The 18,622-nt window shown below is 71.0% G+C and carries 20 protein-coding genes; 11 read left to right on the top strand and 9 right to left on the bottom strand.

Annotation, left to right across the window (positions count from 1 at the left end; genetic code table 11):
- Positions 1–363: 363 nt before the first annotated feature.
- Genes ACFYPG_RS27420 through ACFYPG_RS27410 form a run of 3 tightly spaced genes read right to left on the bottom strand, consistent with a single transcriptional unit; the run spans position 364 to position 1,717 of the window.
- Positions 364–837: a hypothetical protein gene (locus ACFYPG_RS27420; RefSeq protein WP_387354311.1), complete on the bottom strand. Its 474-nt coding sequence runs from the start codon at positions 835–837 to the stop codon at positions 364–366.
- Positions 831–1,565 (bottom strand): hypothetical protein, encoded by a 735-nt coding sequence (locus ACFYPG_RS27415; protein ID WP_387354310.1) that lies wholly within the window; start codon positions 1,563–1,565, stop codon positions 831–833. The genes ACFYPG_RS27420 and ACFYPG_RS27415 overlap by 7 nt, the downstream gene beginning before the upstream one ends.
- On the bottom strand, positions 1,562–1,717 hold the full coding sequence (locus tag ACFYPG_RS27410) for a hypothetical protein (RefSeq protein ID WP_387354309.1): 156 nt from the start codon (positions 1,715–1,717) through the stop codon (positions 1,562–1,564). Before ACFYPG_RS27410 ends, ACFYPG_RS27415 begins: the two co-directional genes overlap by 4 nt.
- Positions 1,718–2,034: 317 nt before the next feature.
- On the opposite strand from ACFYPG_RS27410, the gene ACFYPG_RS27405 reads away from it, so the two are divergent.
- The 3 genes from ACFYPG_RS27405 to ACFYPG_RS27395 all read left to right on the top strand — a co-directional run bounded on the left by ACFYPG_RS27405 (position 2,035) and on the right by ACFYPG_RS27395 (position 3,592).
- Positions 2,035–2,280 carry a winged helix-turn-helix domain-containing protein gene (locus ACFYPG_RS27405; protein ID WP_088949319.1) on the top strand — a complete coding sequence of 82 codons (246 nt, stop codon included), beginning with the start codon at positions 2,035–2,037 and terminating at the stop codon, positions 2,278–2,280.
- 262 nt (positions 2,281–2,542) lie between these two features.
- The gene (locus ACFYPG_RS27400) at positions 2,543–2,806 is read left to right on the top strand and encodes a DUF6244 family protein (RefSeq protein WP_030489032.1); all 264 of its coding nucleotides are present in this window, start codon (positions 2,543–2,545) and stop codon (positions 2,804–2,806) included.
- 339 nt (positions 2,807–3,145) lie between these two features.
- The gene (locus ACFYPG_RS27395; RefSeq protein WP_387354308.1) at positions 3,146–3,592 is read left to right on the top strand and encodes a hypothetical protein; all 447 of its coding nucleotides are present in this window, start codon (positions 3,146–3,148) and stop codon (positions 3,590–3,592) included.
- A gap of 163 nt (positions 3,593–3,755) precedes the next feature.
- Here the strand turns inward: ACFYPG_RS27395 and ACFYPG_RS27390 are convergent, their stop codons facing one another.
- The 3 genes from ACFYPG_RS27390 to ACFYPG_RS27380 all read right to left on the bottom strand — a co-directional run bounded on the left by ACFYPG_RS27390 (position 3,756) and on the right by ACFYPG_RS27380 (position 6,957).
- Positions 3,756–4,166 carry a hypothetical protein gene (locus tag ACFYPG_RS27390; protein WP_387354307.1) on the bottom strand — a complete coding sequence of 137 codons (411 nt, stop codon included), beginning with the start codon at positions 4,164–4,166 and terminating at the stop codon, positions 3,756–3,758.
- Between the two features lie 240 nt (positions 4,167–4,406).
- Positions 4,407–5,393 carry an SEC-C domain-containing protein gene (locus ACFYPG_RS27385; RefSeq protein WP_387354306.1) on the bottom strand — a complete coding sequence of 329 codons (987 nt, stop codon included), beginning with the start codon at positions 5,391–5,393 and terminating at the stop codon, positions 4,407–4,409.
- A 97-nt stretch (positions 5,394–5,490) separates the two neighbouring features.
- Positions 5,491–6,957 (bottom strand): MFS transporter, encoded by a 1,467-nt coding sequence (locus tag ACFYPG_RS27380; protein ID WP_355007618.1) that lies wholly within the window; start codon positions 6,955–6,957, stop codon positions 5,491–5,493.
- A gap of 222 nt (positions 6,958–7,179) precedes the next feature.
- On the opposite strand from ACFYPG_RS27380, the gene ACFYPG_RS27375 reads away from it, so the two are divergent.
- Positions 7,180–7,761: a helix-turn-helix domain-containing protein gene (locus tag ACFYPG_RS27375; protein WP_366613268.1), complete on the top strand. Its 582-nt coding sequence runs from the start codon at positions 7,180–7,182 to the stop codon at positions 7,759–7,761.
- A gap of 69 nt (positions 7,762–7,830) precedes the next feature.
- On the opposite strand, the gene ACFYPG_RS27370 is transcribed toward ACFYPG_RS27375, so the two are convergent.
- The gene (locus tag ACFYPG_RS27370) at positions 7,831–9,189 is read right to left on the bottom strand and encodes a pentapeptide repeat-containing protein (protein WP_387354305.1); all 1,359 of its coding nucleotides are present in this window, start codon (positions 9,187–9,189) and stop codon (positions 7,831–7,833) included.
- A gap of 204 nt (positions 9,190–9,393) precedes the next feature.
- Between ACFYPG_RS27370 and ACFYPG_RS27365 the strand changes: the two genes are divergently transcribed.
- On the top strand, positions 9,394–10,179 hold the full coding sequence (locus ACFYPG_RS27365) for an alpha/beta fold hydrolase (RefSeq protein WP_355007615.1): 786 nt from the start codon (positions 9,394–9,396) through the stop codon (positions 10,177–10,179).
- Positions 10,180–10,230: 51 nt separating this feature from the next.
- Here ACFYPG_RS27365 and ACFYPG_RS27360 read toward each other — a convergent pair whose 3' ends face one another.
- Positions 10,231–11,103, bottom strand: a complete 873-nt coding sequence (locus tag ACFYPG_RS27360) for an aldo/keto reductase (protein WP_387354304.1) — start codon at positions 11,101–11,103, stop codon at positions 10,231–10,233.
- Positions 11,104–11,345: 242 nt separating this feature from the next.
- Here ACFYPG_RS27360 and ACFYPG_RS27355 point away from each other — a divergent pair, with 242 nt between their 5' ends.
- The 4 genes from ACFYPG_RS27355 to ACFYPG_RS27340 all read left to right on the top strand — a co-directional run bounded on the left by ACFYPG_RS27355 (position 11,346) and on the right by ACFYPG_RS27340 (position 15,823).
- Positions 11,346–11,708, top strand: a complete 363-nt coding sequence (locus ACFYPG_RS27355) for a YciI family protein (protein WP_355007613.1) — start codon at positions 11,346–11,348, stop codon at positions 11,706–11,708.
- Positions 11,709–11,723: 15 nt separating this feature from the next.
- Positions 11,724–13,223: an FAD-binding oxidoreductase gene (locus tag ACFYPG_RS27350; protein WP_387354303.1), complete on the top strand. Its 1,500-nt coding sequence runs from the start codon at positions 11,724–11,726 to the stop codon at positions 13,221–13,223.
- 270 nt (positions 13,224–13,493) lie between these two features.
- Entirely contained in the window at positions 13,494–14,942 is a 1,449-nt protein-coding gene (gene pyk, locus ACFYPG_RS27345) for a pyruvate kinase (RefSeq protein WP_355007611.1), read from the top strand.
- A complete protein-coding gene (locus tag ACFYPG_RS27340; RefSeq protein WP_355007610.1) occupies positions 14,939–15,823 on the top strand; it encodes an acyl-CoA thioesterase II in 885 nt (294 codons plus the stop codon). The genes pyk and ACFYPG_RS27340 overlap by 4 nt, the downstream gene beginning before the upstream one ends.
- Positions 15,824–15,905: 82 nt before the next feature.
- On the opposite strand, the gene ACFYPG_RS27335 is transcribed toward ACFYPG_RS27340, so the two are convergent.
- Positions 15,906–16,574: a YceI family protein gene (locus ACFYPG_RS27335; protein ID WP_355007609.1), complete on the bottom strand. Its 669-nt coding sequence runs from the start codon at positions 16,572–16,574 to the stop codon at positions 15,906–15,908.
- Between the two features lie 279 nt (positions 16,575–16,853).
- Between ACFYPG_RS27335 and ACFYPG_RS27330 the strand changes: the two genes are divergently transcribed.
- Positions 16,854–17,318: an Rrf2 family transcriptional regulator gene (locus ACFYPG_RS27330; protein WP_355007608.1), complete on the top strand. Its 465-nt coding sequence runs from the start codon at positions 16,854–16,856 to the stop codon at positions 17,316–17,318.
- Positions 17,319–17,528: 210 nt separating this feature from the next.
- Complete coding sequence (locus ACFYPG_RS27325) at positions 17,529–18,530, top strand: sulfite exporter TauE/SafE family protein (protein WP_387354413.1); 1,002 nt, start codon at positions 17,529–17,531, stop codon at positions 18,528–18,530.
- The last annotated feature ends 92 nt before the right edge of the window (positions 18,531–18,622 follow it).

Raw genomic sequence — 18,622 nt, 5'->3', positions numbered from 1 at the left:
GCCCGAGGAGAGCCCCGGACAGCCCAATGACGCGAGCCCGGCGACCACGACGAGCCGATGTCGTGTCTGTCCTCTGAACCGTCAAGCCCCGTCACTCCCTCAGCAAGCTGTCACCGAGTCTAGGAGGCGTCGCACTCGGGCGTGGTCCCCGAGCCGGGACCGCTGCCCACCGGTCCACTGTGCACCGAGGCCCGGGCGCAGAACGGCCCGCCGTCGCCGTAGCGCGCTGTCTGGTCTTGTTCAGTCCTGTCCCGGCCCGCCCGGCCCGGCGTGATCCACTCGGTTTCACCGAAGTCGGGGTATCTGTGCCAGTGGGATATCCCGACTTCAGCTATCTCGTGTCGATCTTTCGCAGTGTTGCGCTCACTGCCGGTCGGACTCGACTGCGGCGCCCACCTGCTGGGATTCCGCGCCGTTCTCCGTATCGTCGGCAGCGTGTGCGGCGGCTACGAGGATTTCGTCGAGCTCGCGGTCGGTGAGACCTTCGTCTTCGAGCAGGCCGAGCAGCAGCACCGTTCGCGCGACGATCGCCGCCGCGTCGTGGGGCACGGGCGGACGCTCACCGAGCGCCGCCCACATCAGCGCCTCAGCGAGCACCGGGTCGACGTCACGCCCGGTCGCGTCGTAGCGTTCCCGCGCGGACGCCACGAACCGGATCACCGGCGCGCGATCCTGCCCTGCGACGAACCGCCGCCGTACCGCCACCAACAGCGCACCGGCGAGCAGATCCGCGTACCGTCGCCAGTCCGACTCGGCGAACCGGCCCAGCCGCCGTTCGTGGCCGCGCAGTCGCCCGGTCAGCAGGCCGCGTAACGCTGCGTGCGGGTCGGTCACCATCGTCGCTCCCTGATCATCGCGAGTGCTCTCCGATGTGCGCGTGCTCGGGTCAGTCGACGCCGCCTGGTCACCAGAGCGCTCGCCGCCTGGCAGCCGCGAGCGATCAGTTCGGCACTGCCGGCGTCGCTGGCCCTGTCGTGGTCGGCATCGCTGTCGTTGTCATGGGCCGCGTCGGTGTCGTGGCTGGTGGCGCTGTGGCTGGGGCGCTGGCGCGGTTCCGGCGGTTCCCCCGGCTCTCCCGTCAGTGCCGCGATCGAACGTTCGTCAGGTGTCGCCACCGAACATCCGATCAGTGCCGCCACCGAACGCTCGATCCGGCACCTGCCGACCGCGAGCCGGGCGACGACCAGATCCAGCCGGGTGATCGCCGCCGCGAGATGCCGGGCCGCGACCACGTCTGCCACTTCCCGGGTACGTCGCAGTCGGTCCTCGGCTGCGCTCAGCCGCCAGCGGACCCGAGCGGCCAGAATGGCGGCCCGGTCCGCGTCGATCCGAGCAGCGTGCAGGCCGGCGAGCAGGTCCCCGACCGAGCCACCCGGTGACCTCCGATCGGCGGCCAAGCCGGCGTAGACCAGGCTCAGCGCCCGCCAGCACTCCGTGACCGCGTCCTGCCAGGGCAGCCGCCGGCCGGGCGGCCCAGCCCCGTGCAACTGCGCCCCGGCCCGATCGGCGGCGGAGATCGTCGCCAGCCAGGCGGTTCGCAGGTCGTCCACGGCATCGGTGCTCATTCGCTCGCCTCAGCGCTGGACTTGACCAGGAGAGCGAAGCGCACATCGGTACAGGGATAGTCGACGCCGCACTCACAGAGCCAGCGACGCACCACCCGGGGCGGATGGGCGAAGAGGACATCGTCGGCGTCCTCGATGTCCTGATCGGACACGAGACGATGGCGTTGCTCGGGCGGGGCTGGGGCTGGTGGATCGGTGGGGGTTTCGTCGGGTCGATCGGGCATCGAGGGCTCCCGTCGGGTCGTCTCCTAGCTGCTCACGGCTCTTGCGTCGGGGCGGCGTGCGGGCGCACCCCGGCACGCCCGGCCGAGCGGGGGGACCGAACGGCCGGGCGCTTCCTGCGCGGTGGGAACGAACCAGCTCCGGGTTGCAGACCTGGGAGCCGGCCAAGAGAGAGCATATATAACAGGTCATGTAAGCGCAAGCATCGACCACACATTGCTTGCTATACAAAGTTCCTCGTGATCGAATGGCAGGGCAGACCTGGGAGACGCCGATGCCCGCCAAAGCGAAGTGGGCGCTGATCGCCGACGGCATCCGCGCTCAGATCAAGTCCGGTGAACTCGCGCCGGGCGACAAGCTGCCCTCGACATCCGAGCTGTGCCGTCAGCATGACGTCTCGGCCATCGTCGTTCGTCAGGCCATCAACGCACTCAAAATCGAAGGCTTGGTGGAAGGCGTCGGTGGTGTCGGAGTGTTCGTTGCCGAGCGTTGAGCGGATGCCGGTCCCGCATCACTCCAGATCTTGGACACTTTCCGTCCTGACGTGACGGAAACTGTCCGAGATCTCGGTCGCCACACCAACTCGGTAGGCGTCCGGTGGAGAGACGTCGTCGAGGCCGCTCGTGTCGGGCGACCGCAGCCGACTGACGCGAGAGCGATCACGCGGTCGCGCTGGGTGCGCGAATCTCGTACGCTCCCATGTGGTCTCTGCCGGTGCGGTGGTGGAGGCGGTGATCGACCACGGGGAGGTGCACGTGAGCGCAGCACAGATCATCGCGAGGCTGGCGGCGGCGTCGCAGAAGCTGGACGAGGCGAAGGCCAAGACCGCAGCGGCGGCACAGGACGCCGCCGAGGCGCGAGCACTCGTCGCCGGCGCGCTGGAGGGTGTGGCCGCCGGTCCACTGGTCGGCATGATCGATTCGTACCGTCAGGCGCTCGCGCAGGCGTCCCAGGGTGGCGACCCGGCCAAGCAGCACGTGCAGGAGACTATCGCCAAGGTCCGAGCGCTGGGAAATTGACCACGGGTGGTGGCAGCGCAATCCACCAACCACCCGCGGCAACCGGTGTCACATTGCGACCTGCGGTCCCACGGTTAGGGTCGGCGCTGCCGGACCGCGACGGGCGACGTGAGGCGCGAAGCCGAGAGAGCCAGGAGGCGCCACGGCCCACAAGACGCAAGGGTGTCGTCCCAGAGGCAATTGCTGTTGGCGGTTCGGCGGCGGCGACAGCATGGGCGACGGTTTCGGAGTTCTTGCCGGCTCTGCCGAAGGCGGTAGCCGGCGTCGTCCTCGGGGCCGTGGCAACCTGGGGATCCTTGAAGGCTTACAAAGCGAGATCGCAGGATGGCGGAGGTTCCGTTGAAGATCGATGAGCGAGTTGAGCAGCTCGTCCGTGAGACGTTGCACTGGGCCGTCAAGCGGCAGTCGGTCGAGTTTGAGGAAGCGCTCAAGGCGTTCTCCGACGGGTCCACGCGGCAGTCCGCCCTGGAGTTGCTGGCTGCCGTCGCGGCCTTCGTCAGTGCTGACATCTGCCAAGGCAAGCCGACGCCTGAGCAGATCAGGCAGTTGGCCGAGGAGGTTGCCGAGGCAGAAGAGTGGAGCTCGGCAACCTCTCCAGAGGTCGAAGCCTTCCTCGACGCCGTCGTGACCGGTCGACCGATGTCAGGTGTGCTGCCAGCCAACAGTGCAGTCGTCCTGGCCTTCGTTGTGGCCGCGAGTCTGCTGTCCCTTCGTCCGAAGGATGAGGGGGAGTGGTGGTTCAACTATCTGGACAAGGTGGAGGCCGCGATTGAGGCGGCCGGGTGACGGGCATGCCTGATCCGATCACCGCTGCCGGGTTCGGCTGTTTGCTCCGGCGGCAGTGATCAGGTGATGAAAAATAGGTGTCGGTAGTGGTTCTGACCTACTTCTCATCACTTGATCATTGGATTCCCCAGGCGGCGTCCTGCGGCGATGGTTCGGCCGCGCTTCAACGGGTGATGCGGAACGTCTGCTCGAAGTTCGGGTAGTCGCAGACGTCCTGGTTGCACAGCTCGAATCCGCCGCTGATCAGCGCGACACCCTTGTGGAGGACCAGCCCGTCGGGCTGCGCCCACGCTCTCCCGGCCACGGCTTGCGGCTCGCCGGTGCAGCTGTTGAGGGGTGCCCAGCCACCTGCGTAGGCGACCCTGTCGCCCGACCGCTGCCGGACGATCAGCTCGGTCGCGCCGGACAGGCCGGCTGGGCAGGTCACGGTGAGGGTGATGTCCACGGCGACGCCGCGAGCGACCAGGGTCGCGGACGTGACGTCGACGGTGCTTGCCGCGCTGGCCGGCGTCGGCGCCAGCATGACGGAGAGTGACAGCCCGAGTAGTGCAATGGCGGTGATGATGCGGCGCACGACGGTCCTCCTTGCCGGAGTGGGGTGCTTACCTACGGTCACCCTAGCCCTCTCCGCCAGTGAGAGGTATCAATCGGTGGTGGTTCACGTTCGATGACGACGGTGCCCCCGTCCGCGCCGTCGACCCGCACGTAGCGCTGGATATGGCTGGCGACCCAGCCGACCGGGCTGTCCTCGACCCCCTCGTGCTGCTCCTGCGCGGTCCCGGCATTGCCTCCCCGGGGAAGAGCGACAGGAGGGTCAGGCGCGCGAGCGGGGCAGGCAGCACTTCTTGTACTTGGCGCCGGAGCCGCACCAGCAGGTGTCGTTGCGGCCGGGTGGCCAGGCGGTCACGCCGGCCTCGTCGAGGCTGTCGGCGTACTCGTCGAGGGTTTCCTCGTCGGTGGGGTCGCTGCCGGCATCCCGGGCGAAGGCCGCCAGACCGTCGACGGTGCCGGCGACCACGCCCAGGTCGGCGCCGCCCATCGCGGACGCGTCGACGAGGGCGCGTTCGAGTTGGGCGCGGTGCTCGTCCCAGGTGGGCGGGTAGCTGTCGGCCAGCGCCGGCCAGCGCACCAGCAGGGCGTCGAATTCCGCCTGCGGCCAGAAGAGCAGCGTCGCCGGGCCGTCGTCGACGGCGTCGAGCGCGTGGGTGCTCGCGGCGCGCAGCCGGTCGGCGAGGTTGTCGTACTCGTCGTGGGGGAGGCCTGCCTCTTCGCGGAGGTCGTGTCGCCGCTGGGCCAGGCCGTAGATCATGGCCGCGGCCTCGTCCTGGGCGTCCTCGGACGCGTGCTGCTGGGTGCGGGTCCTCTCCAGGATCGCGTCGAGCGCCCCGGTGAGCCAGTCCAACGCCGTGTCGGCGCGGTCGGACTCGGCCAGCTCGTCAACGAGGTAGGAGGCTGCGGGGTCGGTTTCGAGCAGCGGACGCAGGGCGGTCAGCTCGGCCATGCCCTCGTCCGAGCGGCCGAGGCGCAGCAGCAGACCGCCGCGCACCGCTCGGGCGTACGCGTTGTCGTCCGGTTGCTCGGCGATGGCGCGGGTGGCCAGGGCGAGCGCGTCGGCCAGGTCGCCGGCCTGTTCCAGGATGTCCGCGGCGACCAGCAGGGCGTACCCGGTGTCGTCGGGGTCCGCTACCCGCCCCTCGTCGACGGCGCCCACCAGTTCGGCGACGAACGCGGCCGGGTCGGGGCTCTTGAGGCCCAGGGCGCCGATCTCGTCGATGCGGTCGGCGGTCAGCAACTCGGGCATGGGCGCTTCCTGAGGAACGACGGATGGGGAGCGGTCAGCGTACTCCGGAATGCGTCGCGGCCCGGGCGGCGAACCGCCCGGGCCGCGACGCGAACCGTCAGCGGGTTGCCGGCATGGTGGCGAACTCGCCGGCTAGCTCGGACTCGACGATCGTCGCGGCGGACGGCCGGCGACCGGCCGACGCCCGCCGGGCGGACGGGACGGCGAGGGCCGCGAGCGCGGCGGCCAGGGCGATCGCCGTGAGGACGAGAAACCCCGTCGTGAAGCCGGCCTCCCGGGGCAGACCGTTGGCCTGGGGGTGCGCGGTGATCACGCCGCTGACCACTGCCGCGCCGATCGCGCCGCCGATGGTGCGGATGTTGGCGTTCATGCCGGTCGCCACGCCGGTCTGGCTGGCGGGCACGCTGGCGACGATCAGGTTGGCCATCGAGGCGAAGGCCAGGCCGATGCCGAGGCCGACCAGGCCACCGGCGATGGCGACCTCCCAGCGGGTGTCGTGCGCGGTGGCGAGCATCGCGGAGGCGGCCACGTTGAACGTGGCACCGGTGGCGAGTTGCGCCTTGGCGCTGAAGACGGCTTGGAGCCGGCCGGCGATGACGCCGGCGACGAACATCGCGCTGACCATCGGGAGCATGAGCAGACCGGCCTGGCTGATGCTCGCCCCGAAGCCGTAACCGGCGGCGGTCGGGGTCTGCAGGAACTGCGGGAGGAACGCGTACATGGAGAACATCGACGCGCCGTAGAGGAGGGCGACCAGGTTGGTGGTCCAGACACCGGGAAGGCGCATCATCCGCATGTCGATCAGCGGGTTGCTGGAACGCAGCTCGGTGACCAGCCAGCCGACCAGCAGCACCACGGCGAGGGCGAGCAGGCCGAGCACCCGGGTGGAGGTCCAGCCCCAGGCGGCGCCCTGGCTGATCGGCAGCAGCAACGCGACAAGCCAGCCGGAGAGCAGCAGTGTGGCGCGCCAGTCGATGCGACCGGGGGTGCGGACCGGCGACTCGGGCACGAACAGGTGCGCGGCCACGGCGGTCAGTCCGACCACGATCATCGGGATCCAGAACAGCCAGCGGTAGTCCAGGGTGCTGACGATCGGGCCGGCCAGCACGATGCCCAGGCCACCGCCGACGGCGACGATGGCCGAGATGGCGGCCACCGCTGTGGAGACCCGGGCGGCCGGGAACTCGTCGCGGATGATGCCGAAGGACAGCGGGAAGACCGCCCCGCCGATGCCCTGCACGACCCGGGCGATGATGAGGACGCTGATGTTCGGCGCGATGGCGGCCAGCAGGCAGCCGAGGGCGAGGGCGGCGAGCGAGACGACAAGCATCCGCTCCTTGCCGACCATGTCGCCGACGCGTCCGAGGATCGGCGTGAAGATCGACGCGCTGAGCAGGTAGGCGGTCAGGACCCAGGTCACTGTGTTCTGGGTGGTGTGCAGGTCCTGCTGGATGGTCGGCAGCACCGGGGTGATCAGCGACTGGAGCATCGCGAAGAACCCGGCGCCGGCCGCGAGCACGGTGAAGGTGAGCCGACGCGAGCTGCGCCGGGAGGTCACTGCCACGAGAGAAAACTCCCTGATTACGTACGGGAATGAAGGCTTGTCACCCGTCGTCCGTGACGGGGTGGTCTGTCGGGGTCCGGGCGATCGGGGTGGCCAGGCGGCGATCGGGCGGGTCCCGAGGTAGAGTAACCGGAGGCAGGCCTCCGGGATTCCGGAGGGGTGCCTCCGCTAAGCTAGCGGAGGGCGTCCTCCGGATGCAAATAGAGTGAGGTGACGCACGTCATGACCAGCCCGGGGCAGGCGCCCGAGGTCTTCGCCCAGCGGCCCAAGCGGGCCGACGCGCGGCGTAACTACGACGCTCTGATCGCGGCTGCGCGCGAGGCGTTCGCCGAGAACGGCGCCGCCGCCTCCCTGGAGGACGTGGCCCGCCGGGCCGGCGTGGGCATCGGCACGCTCTACCGCAACTTCCCGACCCGCCGGCACCTGTTCGAGGCCGTCTACGTCGAGGAGGTCCGGGCGCTGTGTCACTCCGCCGAGGGTCTGGCCGAGCTGCCACCCTGGGACGCGCTCGTCGCCTGGCTGCACCGCTTCGTCGCGTACGTCGCCACCAAGCGGGCGCTCGCCGAGCAACTGCTGCACGACTCCGAGATCTTCACCAGCTGCCGGGCGGAGATCTTCTCCGCCGGTGAGCCGCTGATGCGTCGCGCGCAGGTCGCCGGTGTGGTCCGTGACGACATCGGCTTCGACGACGTGGTGCGGCTGATCAGTGGCCTGACCATGGCCCAGTTCCCGTCACCCGAGCAGCGTGACCGGGTTCTCGGCGTGGCCCTGGACGGCCTGCGCCCGCCCGCCACACCGCGCTGACGCTCTGTCCGACCGCGCCGCGCTGAACGCCGCGTCCGCCCGCGCGGCGCTGACCGCCCGCCCCGCCGATCAGCGGTCGACCAGCAGCAGCCACTCGTCGTCGAGGCGCTCCACTGTCGTGCCCTCCGGCCAGCGGTGGCCACTGTCGGCCACCGCCCGGGCCTGCTCGACCTGCGGCGGCCGGCTGAATTCGGTGTCGCGGAAGCTGACCATGCTGTGGAACCGGGCCCGGCCGAAGTTCGCGGCGTCGACGAAGCGGGCCCTGTCGAACAGCGCCTCCGCGCCGAACACCGTCCAGCGGAACAGCGCCATGTTCGTGAAGCGGACGGCGTGGAAGCTTGCCGACCGGCCGAACTCGGTGTGCTCCATCGACAGGGCGCCCTCGAAGACGGCCTCCCGGAACGAAGTGACGTCCTCGAAGCGGGTCAGGTCGAAGCTGGTCGGCTGGCCGAAGGTCACCCGGCGGAACGAGGTCGGGCCGGTGAAGCCGGCTCGCCGGCAGGACAGACCGCCGGGAAAGGCGGCACCGTCGAAGCTGGCTTCGCGGCCGACGCGAATGCCGTCGAGGACGACTTCGCCGCCGGCCGCGAGCCCGTCGAAGACCACCTCGTCGAAGGTTGCCGAACCGAACAGCAGCCGCCCCCGCGACGTCGCGCCCGCGAAGGTGGTCGTGCCGGTGAGCACCGCCTCGGTGAAGTTGGCGTCGACGAGCGTGCAACCGGCGGCGTCGAAGTCGACGAGCGTGGCGCCGGCCAGGTCGAGCGTCAGCTCCGGCCAGTGTGCGGCGTCGTCCGCGCGCAGGTGCCGGGTCAGCACGCGCTGCGCGCTGCGCCGGACCTCCGTCTCGCGCGGCTCGCCGTCAGGCGCCGGCATCCGCAGGTACGCGCACAGCACCGCCGCGATGGTCGGGCGCTGCCCCGGGTTGTCCTGGCCGAGGCGTTCCAGCGCGTGCAGGCCGCCGAGGCGTACCGCCGCGCTGTCGTTGCCGAGCAGTTCGACCGCCCGGGTGTAGAGCTCGGTCAGTCGACGCTCCGCCGCGTCGTGCTCGGCGGCCCCGGACTGCCGGTCCTGGTGGCGCTGCGCGGCCTCGGCCACCGCTTCGGCGTGCGCCTGCACCCGGTCCCGGTGCACCTGGTCGCGTGCGGCGACGCTCTCCTGGTGCCGTTGCGCGCGTTCGGCGATCCACTGGCGGCGGGCGGCGAGCAGCAGCGCGAGCGCTCCGCCGGTGCCGGCGACGACCGTCAGGCCGGTGCGGATCGCGTCGATGCGCAGTGTGGCGCGGGTGTCCGGTTGGCTGGCCCGGTCGGCCTCGCTGAGCAGCAGGTCCAGCACCAGCCAGCCCAGGGCGATGGCGACCAGCAGGCCGACCAGGACCAGCCACCACGGCATCACCCGCAGCTCGCGCTCAGTGGGTTCGTCGACAGCCACGGCCACAGCATGCCAGCGACCGCCGGTGTCCGATATGGAGCGGAGCGGTATGACCGTTTACGCCCCCGCCGGAACAACGGGTTACCGGCGCGTAACAAGTCATTGACGTTTCTAAATTGTTGCGGGCATGATCGTCGCACGGTCGACCGGACACCCCCACCCACCTGCCCGGTTCGCCGGGTGCCTCCCCCCGGAGGTGCAGCCATGCTGCTCCGAAAGACCGCCCTCGTCCTGGCCCTCGCCACCGGCGCGCTGCTCGCGTCCACCGCCACGGCGACCGCCGCCCCCGCTTCCACCACCGCCGCCAGCACGACGCCCTTCGCCGCCGCGGCGGCCAACCCAGTGATCGTGGTCGGCGGGCTCAGCGGCGTCGCCGTCGCGTACGAGCCGATCGCCGCCCGGCTGCGCGCCGACGGCTACCGCACCTTCATCTACCAGCTACCCGGGCTGGGCCTCGGTGACATCCCCACCTCGGCGCGCGCGTTCGCCAACTACGTCGACCAGGTACGCGCCACCACCGGCGCGGCGAGCGTGGACGTCGTCGCCCACTCCGAAGGGGGCCTGGTCAGCAGGTACTACCTCAAGCGGCTCGGCGGCACCGCCACCGTCGGTCGCTACGTCAGCCTGGGCACACCCCAGTACGGCACGTACGTCGCCAACATCGTGGCGTTTCTGGGCCTGGGCAGCTGCGCCGGTGTCGTGGCCTGCCAACAGATGACAATCGGCTCGGCGTTCCTCGCCGACCTCAACGCCGGCGACGACACCCCGGGCGCGGTGCGCTACACCACCATCCGCACCCTGCAGGACGAGTTGGTCCGTCCGACCGGAAACGCCGCCGTCAACGACGGCGCGACGAACGTGCTGATCCAGTCGTACTGTCCACTGCGGGTGGTGGGGCACCTCGGCCTGGTGCTCGACGGCACGGCGTACACCATCGTGCGCGGCGCCCTGGTCGACGGCCCGGTGCGACCCAACTGCCTCGCCCTCTGAACGATCAGTGTGGGTGGTCCCCACCGGGACCACCCACACTGCAACTGCGGCTCAGCTCGCCTTGGCGAGCGCCTCGAACTCGTCGTCGGTGAGCCGCACGTCGGCCGCGGCCACGTTCTCCTCCAGGTGCGCCACCGAGGACGTGCCGGGGATCGGCAGCATCACCGGCGAGCGGCGCAGCAGCCAGGCCAGCGCGAGCTGCGCGGGCGACGCGCCGTGCGCGTTGGAGATGGCGTCCAGTGGGCCGCCCGGGCGGGCCAGCTCACCGGTCGCGATCGGGAACCACGGGATGAACGCGAGGTCGTTGCGCTCGCAGAACTCCAGTACGTCCTCGGCGCTGCGGTTGGCGAGGTTGTACAGGTTCTGCACCGACGCGATAGTGGTGATCGCCTGGGACTCCTCGATCTGCGCGACGCTGACCTCGGACAGCCCGATGTGCTGGATCTTGCCTTCATCCCGCAGCAGCGCCAGCTCACCGAGCTGATCGGCGAGCGGCACCTTCGGGTCGATCCGGTGCAGCTGGTACAGCGGGATGCTGTCCAGGCCGAGGTGACGCAGGCTCAGCTCGCACTGCTGGCGCAGGTACTCCGGGCGGCCCAGCGCACGCCAGTCGCCGGGGCCGGAGCGGCTCAGCCCGGCCTTGGTCGCGATCACCAGGTCATCGGCGTACGGGTGCAGCGCCTCCCGGATCAACATCTCCGAGACGAACGGCCCGTACGAGTCGGCGGTGTCGATGAACGTCACGCCCAGCTCGACCGCACGGCGCAGCACGCGAACCGCCTCGGCCGGGTCCTTCGGGTCACCCCAGACACCCGGGCCGGTGATCTGCATGGCCCCGTAGCCGAGCCGGTTGACTGTGACATCGCCACCGATCCGGTACGTGCCGGACGCCTTCGCGGGCTGCTCACTGATATTTGTCGCCATTGCCCGATCCCCAATCGTCTCGTCGTGGCGGGCCTGGACAGCGCGGGCGTGAAGAGCCCACCCGCCACCGATGGATCATCCCCCGGAACCCTCCCGCCATGCCGCCGGTCGGCCGAGTGTGGGCGCGGACACGCCGTCAGCGCGCCGAAGCGAGTTGCCGGGAAGCGCCCGGTACGACCGGGGTGTCCGTGCGACGCTGGCCGGAGCCGGTGCGTTCCGGCGTGACGGCGGAGGGAGCACCCATGGGAGTGCCGCAGGTCAACTTCGCGCTCGACACGTACGAGTGCATCGTGATCTATCCCGGCGCGGCTGGGCGGGCCCTGCCCCCGGAGACCGTGCAACGGTTGCAGGCCGAGCACGCCGAACACATGCAGGCGTTGCAGCGACGCGGCATCGTCCTGGTCGCCGGCTCGGTGGACGGGCCGGCGCGCGAGCCGGATCCGCCGATCGGCTTCGGTCTGGCCCGTACCGGCAGCGTCGAGGATGTCCGCAGCGTGCTGGAGGCCGACCCGGCGGTGCAGGCCGGGCTGTACCGGGTGGAGGTGCTGACCTTCCTCTGCCCGGCCGGTTCCCTGGAGTTCCCGCTGGTCAAGGCGGACAGCTGAGCCGCCGGTCCATCGGTGGCTGTCGTGATGGTGACGGCGCTCGACCGCCTGCCGGTGCTACGGTCGCGCCCAGCGCGGGCCGCCGCCGGGGCGTACCCGGTGTCGTGGGTCGGCCCCGGTCGAGGAGTCGCCATGGTCTCCGCCGCCACCCCCGATGTCGCGTCGGCCTCCGCCCGACTGCGTGCCCTGCTCGGCGACCGGCTGCACGAGCCGGGCGATCCCGGTTACGCCGTCACCACTCGGCTCTGGAACGGCGCTGTGACGCGCACGCCCGCGCTGGTCGCCGCAGTTCAGGACTCCGACGAGGTGGCCGAGGCGGTCCGCATCGCCACCCGGTGTCACCTGCCCCTCTCGGTCCGATCCGGAGGCCACGACTGGGCCGGCCGGGCGCTGCGCGACGGCGCTCTGGCGCTCGATCTGACCGGGCTGCGCGCCGTCCGGGTCGACCCGGACGCGGCCACTGTGACCATCGGCGGCGGCGTCACGGCGGCCGAGCTGCTCGCCGCCGCCCGCGAGTACGACCTGGTGGTCCCCACCGGCGTGGTCGGCGCCGTGGGGATGGCCGGGCTCACCCTCGCCGGCGGGTACGGCCCACTGTGTGGCCGGTTCGGTCTGGCCCTGGACAACCTGCTCGGCGCGGAGGTGGTTCTCGCCGACGGCCGCCGGGTCACCGCCGACTCCCGGCACGACGCCGAGCTGTACTGGGCGTTGCGGGGCGGCGGTGGCAACCTCGGCATCGTCACCGAGCTGCGCTTCCGCGCGCACCGGCTGCCCGGCGTGCTGGCCGGGATGATCATGTTCGCGCTCTCCGAGGCGCCGGCCGTGCTGCGCGGCTATGGCGCGCTGGTCGCCGAGGCTCCGGACGAGCTGACCGTGATGGCCGGCTTCCTGCCCGGCCCGGCCGGCGAGCCGGTGATCTTCGTCTGCCCGTTCTACAGCGGCTCCGACCTGGACGCCGGGGCGCCGTGGATGGACCGGCTCCGCGCGCTGGGCACCCCGCTGGTCGACCAGATCGGCCCGATGCCGTACGCGGACGCGCTGCGGATGTTCGACGGTGGAATGGTCGACGGCAACCACTACCTGCTGCGGACCCGGTGGTTGCCCGCGCTCACCGACGGTGCTGTGGACACGCTCGTCGACGCGGCCCGGCAGGTCACCTCGCCGTTCTCCGCGCTGGCCGTGCACCACTTCCACGGCGCGGCCACCCGGGTCCGATCCGCCGACACGGCGTTCGGGCTGCGCACCGATCACCTGATGGCCGAGATCATCGCGGTGTGGGCGCCCGGCGATGACGCCGGTCCGCACCGCGAGTGGGCCGAGCGGACCTCCGCGGCGCTCGCCCCGCACGCCCTGCCCGGCGGTTACCCCAACCTGCTCGCCCCGGAGGAGACCGACCGGGTCCGGCTCGCGTACGGCGCGAACTGGGCACGGCTGCGCCGGGCCAAGCGCCGCTACGACCCCCGCCACCTGCTGCACGCGGTGCCCACCCTGCCACCCCCGGAGCACCCCGAATGAGCAGCCGCCCGCGGTATCCCGAGGTACCCGGAATGGGCCGCCGCCTGCCGCCTCCGGGGCACCCGGAATGAGCCGCCGCCGGGAGCACCCCGACAGCGCACGCCGCCGGAGGCGTACGATTCCCGGCGCGCGGTCGCTGATGCCCGTCGCCACAACGTTCCCGGTGCGGTTCCGCCCGCCGGCCCGACGCGCGCCGCGCGTCGTTGGACAACTGTTCCGCTGCCTGCAAGGGGTCGGCCCCGAGTCCGACCTGAAGGAGAGACTAGCCTGATGGGCGTGACACGCCGCGTAAAGATCGTCTGCACTCTGGGTCCCGCCACCTCGTCCCCGGAGCGCATCCGGGGTCTTGTCGAGGCCGGCATGAACGTGGCGAGGCTCAACTTCAGCCACGGCAGCCACGCCGACCACGAGGCGGTCTACCGACTGGTCCGGGAGGCGTCGGAGGCAACGGGTAAGCCGGTCGCCGTGCTCGCCGACCTGCAGGGCCCCAAGATCCGGCTCGGCAAGTTCGCCGACGGCCCGCACGAGTGGCGCACCGGTGACACCGTCGTGATCACCGGCGACGACGTCATCGGCACCAAGGAGCGGGTTTCCTGCACCTACACCAAGCTGCCGCACGAGGTGAAGCCCGGTGACCGGCTGCTGATCGACGACGGTCGGGTCGCCGTCGAGGTCACCGACGTCACCGGCAACGACATCCGCTGCCTCGTCACCGAGGGCGGCCCGGTCTCCAACAACAAGGGCGTGTCGCTGCCCAACGTGGCGGTCAGCGTGCCCGCCATGTCGGACAAGGACGCCGAGGACCTGCGTTTCTCCCTCGGTCTCGGCGTCGACCTGGTCGCGCTGTCCTTCGTCCGCTCGGCCGAGGACATCAAGCTCGTCCACAACATCATGGCCGAGGAAGGCGTGTTCCGGCCGGTGCTCGCCAAGGTCGAAAAGCCGGAGGCGGTCGAGCACCTGGAGGCCATCGTGCTGGCCTTCGACGGCGTCATGGTCGCCCGCGGTGACCTCGGTGTCGAGATGCCGCTGGACGAGGTCCCGCTGGTGCAGAAGCGCGCCGTGCAGCTGTGCCGGGAGAACGCCAAGCCGGTCATCGTGGCCACCCAGATGCTCGACTCCATGATCGAGAACTCCCGCCCCACCCGCGCGGAGGCCTCCGACGTCGCCAACGCGGTGCTCGACGGCGCGGACGCGGTCATGCTCTCCGGCGAGACCAGCGTCGGCAAGTACCCGGTGCTCACCGTCAGCACCATGGCCAAGATCGTGACGACCACCGAAGCCGGTTCCATCGGGGTGCCGCGCCTGCAGCACGACCCGCGTACCCACGGTGGCGCCCTCACGGTGGCCGCCTCGTCGATCGCCCGGGCCATCAACGCCAAGGCGCTCGTCGCGTTCTCGCAGACCGGCGACACCGTGCGACGGCTGTCCCGCCTGCACTGCGACCTGCCGCTGCTGGCCTTCACGCCGGTCCCCGAGGTGCGCGACCAGCTCGCCCTCACCTGGGGTGTGGAGACCTTCCTGATGCCGTTCGTGCAGCACACCGACGACATGTTCCGCCAGGTCGACCAGGCGCTGCTCGGCCTCGACCGGGCCAACCCCGGTGACTACGTGGTCATCGTGGCGGGTAGCCCGCCCGGCACCCCCGGTTCGACCAACACGCTGCGCGTACACCAGCTCGGCTCGCTGGTCGACGCCGCGTCGGCGCGGGCCCTGCAGTGAGCGACGGTCGGGTCGCGGTCGGCCAGGCGGCGGTTGACCAGCTGCTGGAAGTGCTGGACCTCGACCCGACCGGCGAGATGACCTTCCGGGGGATGAGCCCCCAGGTCGGCCCACAACGGGTGTACGGCGGCCAGGTCGCCGGTCAGGCACTGGTCGCCGCCGGCCGCACCGTCGACCCGGAGCGGTTCGTGCACTCGCTGCACGGCTACTTCGTCCGCCCCGGCGACCCGGTCGAACCGATCGCGTACGAGGTGGAGAACATCCGCGACGGCCGGTCCTTCTCGGTCCGCCGCGCGGTGGCCCTCCAGCACGGCAAGCCGATCTTCTTCATGTCGGCGTCGTTCCAGCGGGCCGAGGAGGGGCTGGACCACCAGGCCACGTCCCCGCTGGACGTACCCCTGCCGCAGGACGTGCCGACGATGACCGACCGGCTCTCCCGCTACCCGGAGCGGCTGGGCATCTGGGGCCAGATTCCACGACCGATCGACGTGCGCTACGTGGGTGAGCCCGGCTGGGTCCGCCCCGGCGACCGGCCCGCCGACCCGCACCAGCGCGTCTGGATGCGCATCGACGGCAAGCTGCCCGACGACCCCCTGCTGCACGCCTGCGCGCTCACCTACGCCTCGGACCTCACCCTGCTGGACTCGGTGCTCTCCGCGCACGGCGAGGTGTGGGGGCCGGGCGGGTTGGTCGGCGCGAGCCTGGACCACGCGCTGTGGTTCCACCGGCCGTTCCGGGCCGACGAGTGGTTCCTCTACGACTGCCTGAGCCCGTCGGCGTCCGGGGCGCGTGGGCTGGCCACCGGCCGGATGTTCACCACGGACGGCCGGCAGATCGCCAGCGCCGTCCAGGAGGGTCTGCTGCGCCGCGTCGGCGCCTGAGGCTGTCGCTCGGCCTCGCTGGGTGGTTGTCGCTCGATCCCGTCGCTCGTCCCCGCCAGGCAACTGGCGGGGATGACGTGGTTCAGGCCTGGTAGATGGCCTCGCCGGCGATCTCGATCTGCACCGTCTTGCCGACCAGCACCCCGCCGCTCTCCAGGACGACATTCCAGAGCAGACCGTAGTCCTCACGGTTCATCTCGGCCGTCGCGCTGAATCCGAAGATGTTCTGCCCGTACGGATCCTGACGGGCACCACCAAAATTCACCACCAGGTCGACGGGCCGGGTGATCCCCTTCACTGTCAACTCACCGGTGAGGACGAATCGTCCGGGAATGCCGTCGGACTGCGGCGGAACAATGTGACTTCGGCCTCGCCCGCCCAACCGGTGGTTGCGTAGACGCGCCCACTGGAATATAGGGTCCTCGTTGCCCTGCCACTTAATGCCGGTGCTTCGATATTCGAGCGTGGGAAAACGCTCCACGTCGAGGAAGTCGGCACTCTTCAGATGCGTGTCCCGGTCGACACTTCCGGTGGTGATGCTGGCCGACATGATGGTGGCCGTCACCGAGGAGAGCAGCGGGTCCTCCGCCACGAAGATCTCCGCCGTGGCCTCGGCGAACTCGCCGCGCACCGGGCTGACCATCATGTGCCGGGACAGAAAACCGATCCGCTTGTGCGCCTGATCGAGAAGATAGGTGCCGGCCACCGGGATGGTCATGCCGTCCCAGGTGCGTGTGGCGATATCGGTCATCGTGTTGCCTTCCCCCCGAGCGCACCCGGGTGTTTATCAATATGTTGCTGGCGGCCGGGTAAACGGCCAGACATTCGTACTCACGCCCAGCATAGGGACGCTCCGGAACGGCATTTTCGCCGCCACCGCACGGTGGATCATGACGGACTTCAGCAGTCCCGACCGGCGGCCGTCCAACGGTCCCGGCCGGGTGCCAGCGGCGCTACTTCCCATCGATGCGTGGCCGATCGGCCCAGGGTCGCCCGCCCGCCCGGTTGACCAGCGACTAACCTTGCCGACATGCGCCTCTCCGCTCGGGTCGACTACGCCCTCCGCGCGGCCGCCGAACTCGCCGCGACGGCCAGCGGCCCCGGGCGCGGCCGGCCGGTGACGGCCGACCAGATCGCCCGCGCCCAGGAGATCCCGCCGAAGTTCCTGGAGAGCATCCTTCTCCAGCTGCGCCGCGGCGGCATCGTGCACGCCCAGCGTGGCCCGGAGGGCGGCTATTGGCTGGCCCGCCCCGCTGAGGAGATCTCCCTCGCCGAGGTCATCCGGGTGATCGACGGGCCCCTCGCCCACGTACGCGGGCAACGCCCCGAGCAGCTCGGCTACCACGGCCCGGCACAGGCCCTCCAGGAAGTCTGGATCGCGCTACGGGCAAGCGAGCGGGAGATCCTGGAACTGGTCAGCGTCGCTGACGTCGCCGCCGGCAACCTGCCCGCGCGGGTCACCGAGCTGGCCGCCGACCCGCGCGCCTGGATCTGAGCGCCGGCTCACCTCCGGCCACACGTCACCTGATCCCTGCCCCTGGTGCCCGGACTGCCGCCGCTCGGTTGCCGGCCTTGCGCCACGGGTCGCTGACCAGGCGCACCGTCCGGTCGCGTCCCATCCACCGATCGGGGGCTTGACCCCGGCTGCCCCATCCCGCATTGTCGACCAAGTCGATAGGAGATGCCGAAAAGTCTGGGGGCGCTCGTGCGCAAGCTGTTGGTCCTCGCTCTGGTCGGGCTCGTCGCGCAACTGATCGATGGTTCGCTCGGCATGGCATACGGCTTGACCTCGTCCACTCTGCTGCTGGTCGCCGGGGTCGCCCCGGCCGCCGCCTCGGCCTCGGTGCACCTGGCCGAGATCGGCACCACGCTCGCCGCCGGGGTAGCGCACTGGCGGTTCGGCAACGTCGACTGGCGGGTGGTGACCCGCATCGCCCTACCCGGCGCTGTCGGCGCCTTCGCCGGAGCCACCGTGCTCAGCTCGATCTCCACCGAGGCCGCCGGACCGTGGATGGCCGGCATCCTCTTCACGCTCGGCGCGTACCTCCTGATCCGCTTCGCCCGACCACTGCGCACCGACCGGGTGGGCGGACGGCTCCGCGGTCGTTTCCTCGGCCCCCTGGGCCTGGTCGCCGGCTTCGTCGACGCGACCGGCGGCGGCGGTTGGGGCCCGGTGGCCACCCCCGCGCTGCTGGTCTCCGGCCGGATGGAACCCCGCAAGGTGATCGGCTCCGTGGACACCGCCGAGTTCGTCGTGGCCGGCGCGGCCAGCATCGGCTTCCTGATCGGGCTGGGCTCGGAGGGATTCCTGCTCCCCACCGTCGCCGCACTGCTCATCGGCGGCCTCATCGCCGCCCCGCTGGCCGCCTGGCTGGTGCGAATCGTGCCCGCCCAGCTGCTCGGCGCGGCAGTCGGCGGCGTGATCGTGCTGACCAACGCCCGCACCCTGATCCGCTCCGCCGAACTGGACGGTCCGGCCCGCCCCGCCCTGTACGCCCTGCTGGCCGCCGGCTGGCTGGCCGCCCTGGTGTTGGCCGTCCGTGCCCTACGCCGTACCCGCCGCGCCCGCGCCGAAGCCGCCGCGGCTCCCGCCACCGTTGCCGCTCCCGCCATCGCTGTCGGTGTTCCCGCCGAGGCCTCCGACGCTGCATCCGTCGGCGAGGTCCCTGCCGGTCTGGCCGCAACGGGTACGCCCACCCCACGCTGAACCGCGCGTTGCGCCCATCCACCCGCCGATGCCGGCTCGAACGTCGTCATTGGCGCGGCTGAGTCACCAAGATCGCGCAACATCCTGGATGT

Source organism: Micromonospora sp. NPDC005553 (genome assembly GCF_042871765.1).
Classification (GTDB): Bacteria; Actinomycetota; Actinomycetes; order Mycobacteriales; family Micromonosporaceae; genus Micromonospora.
This window is presented reverse-complemented; position numbering and strand designations above follow the sequence as displayed.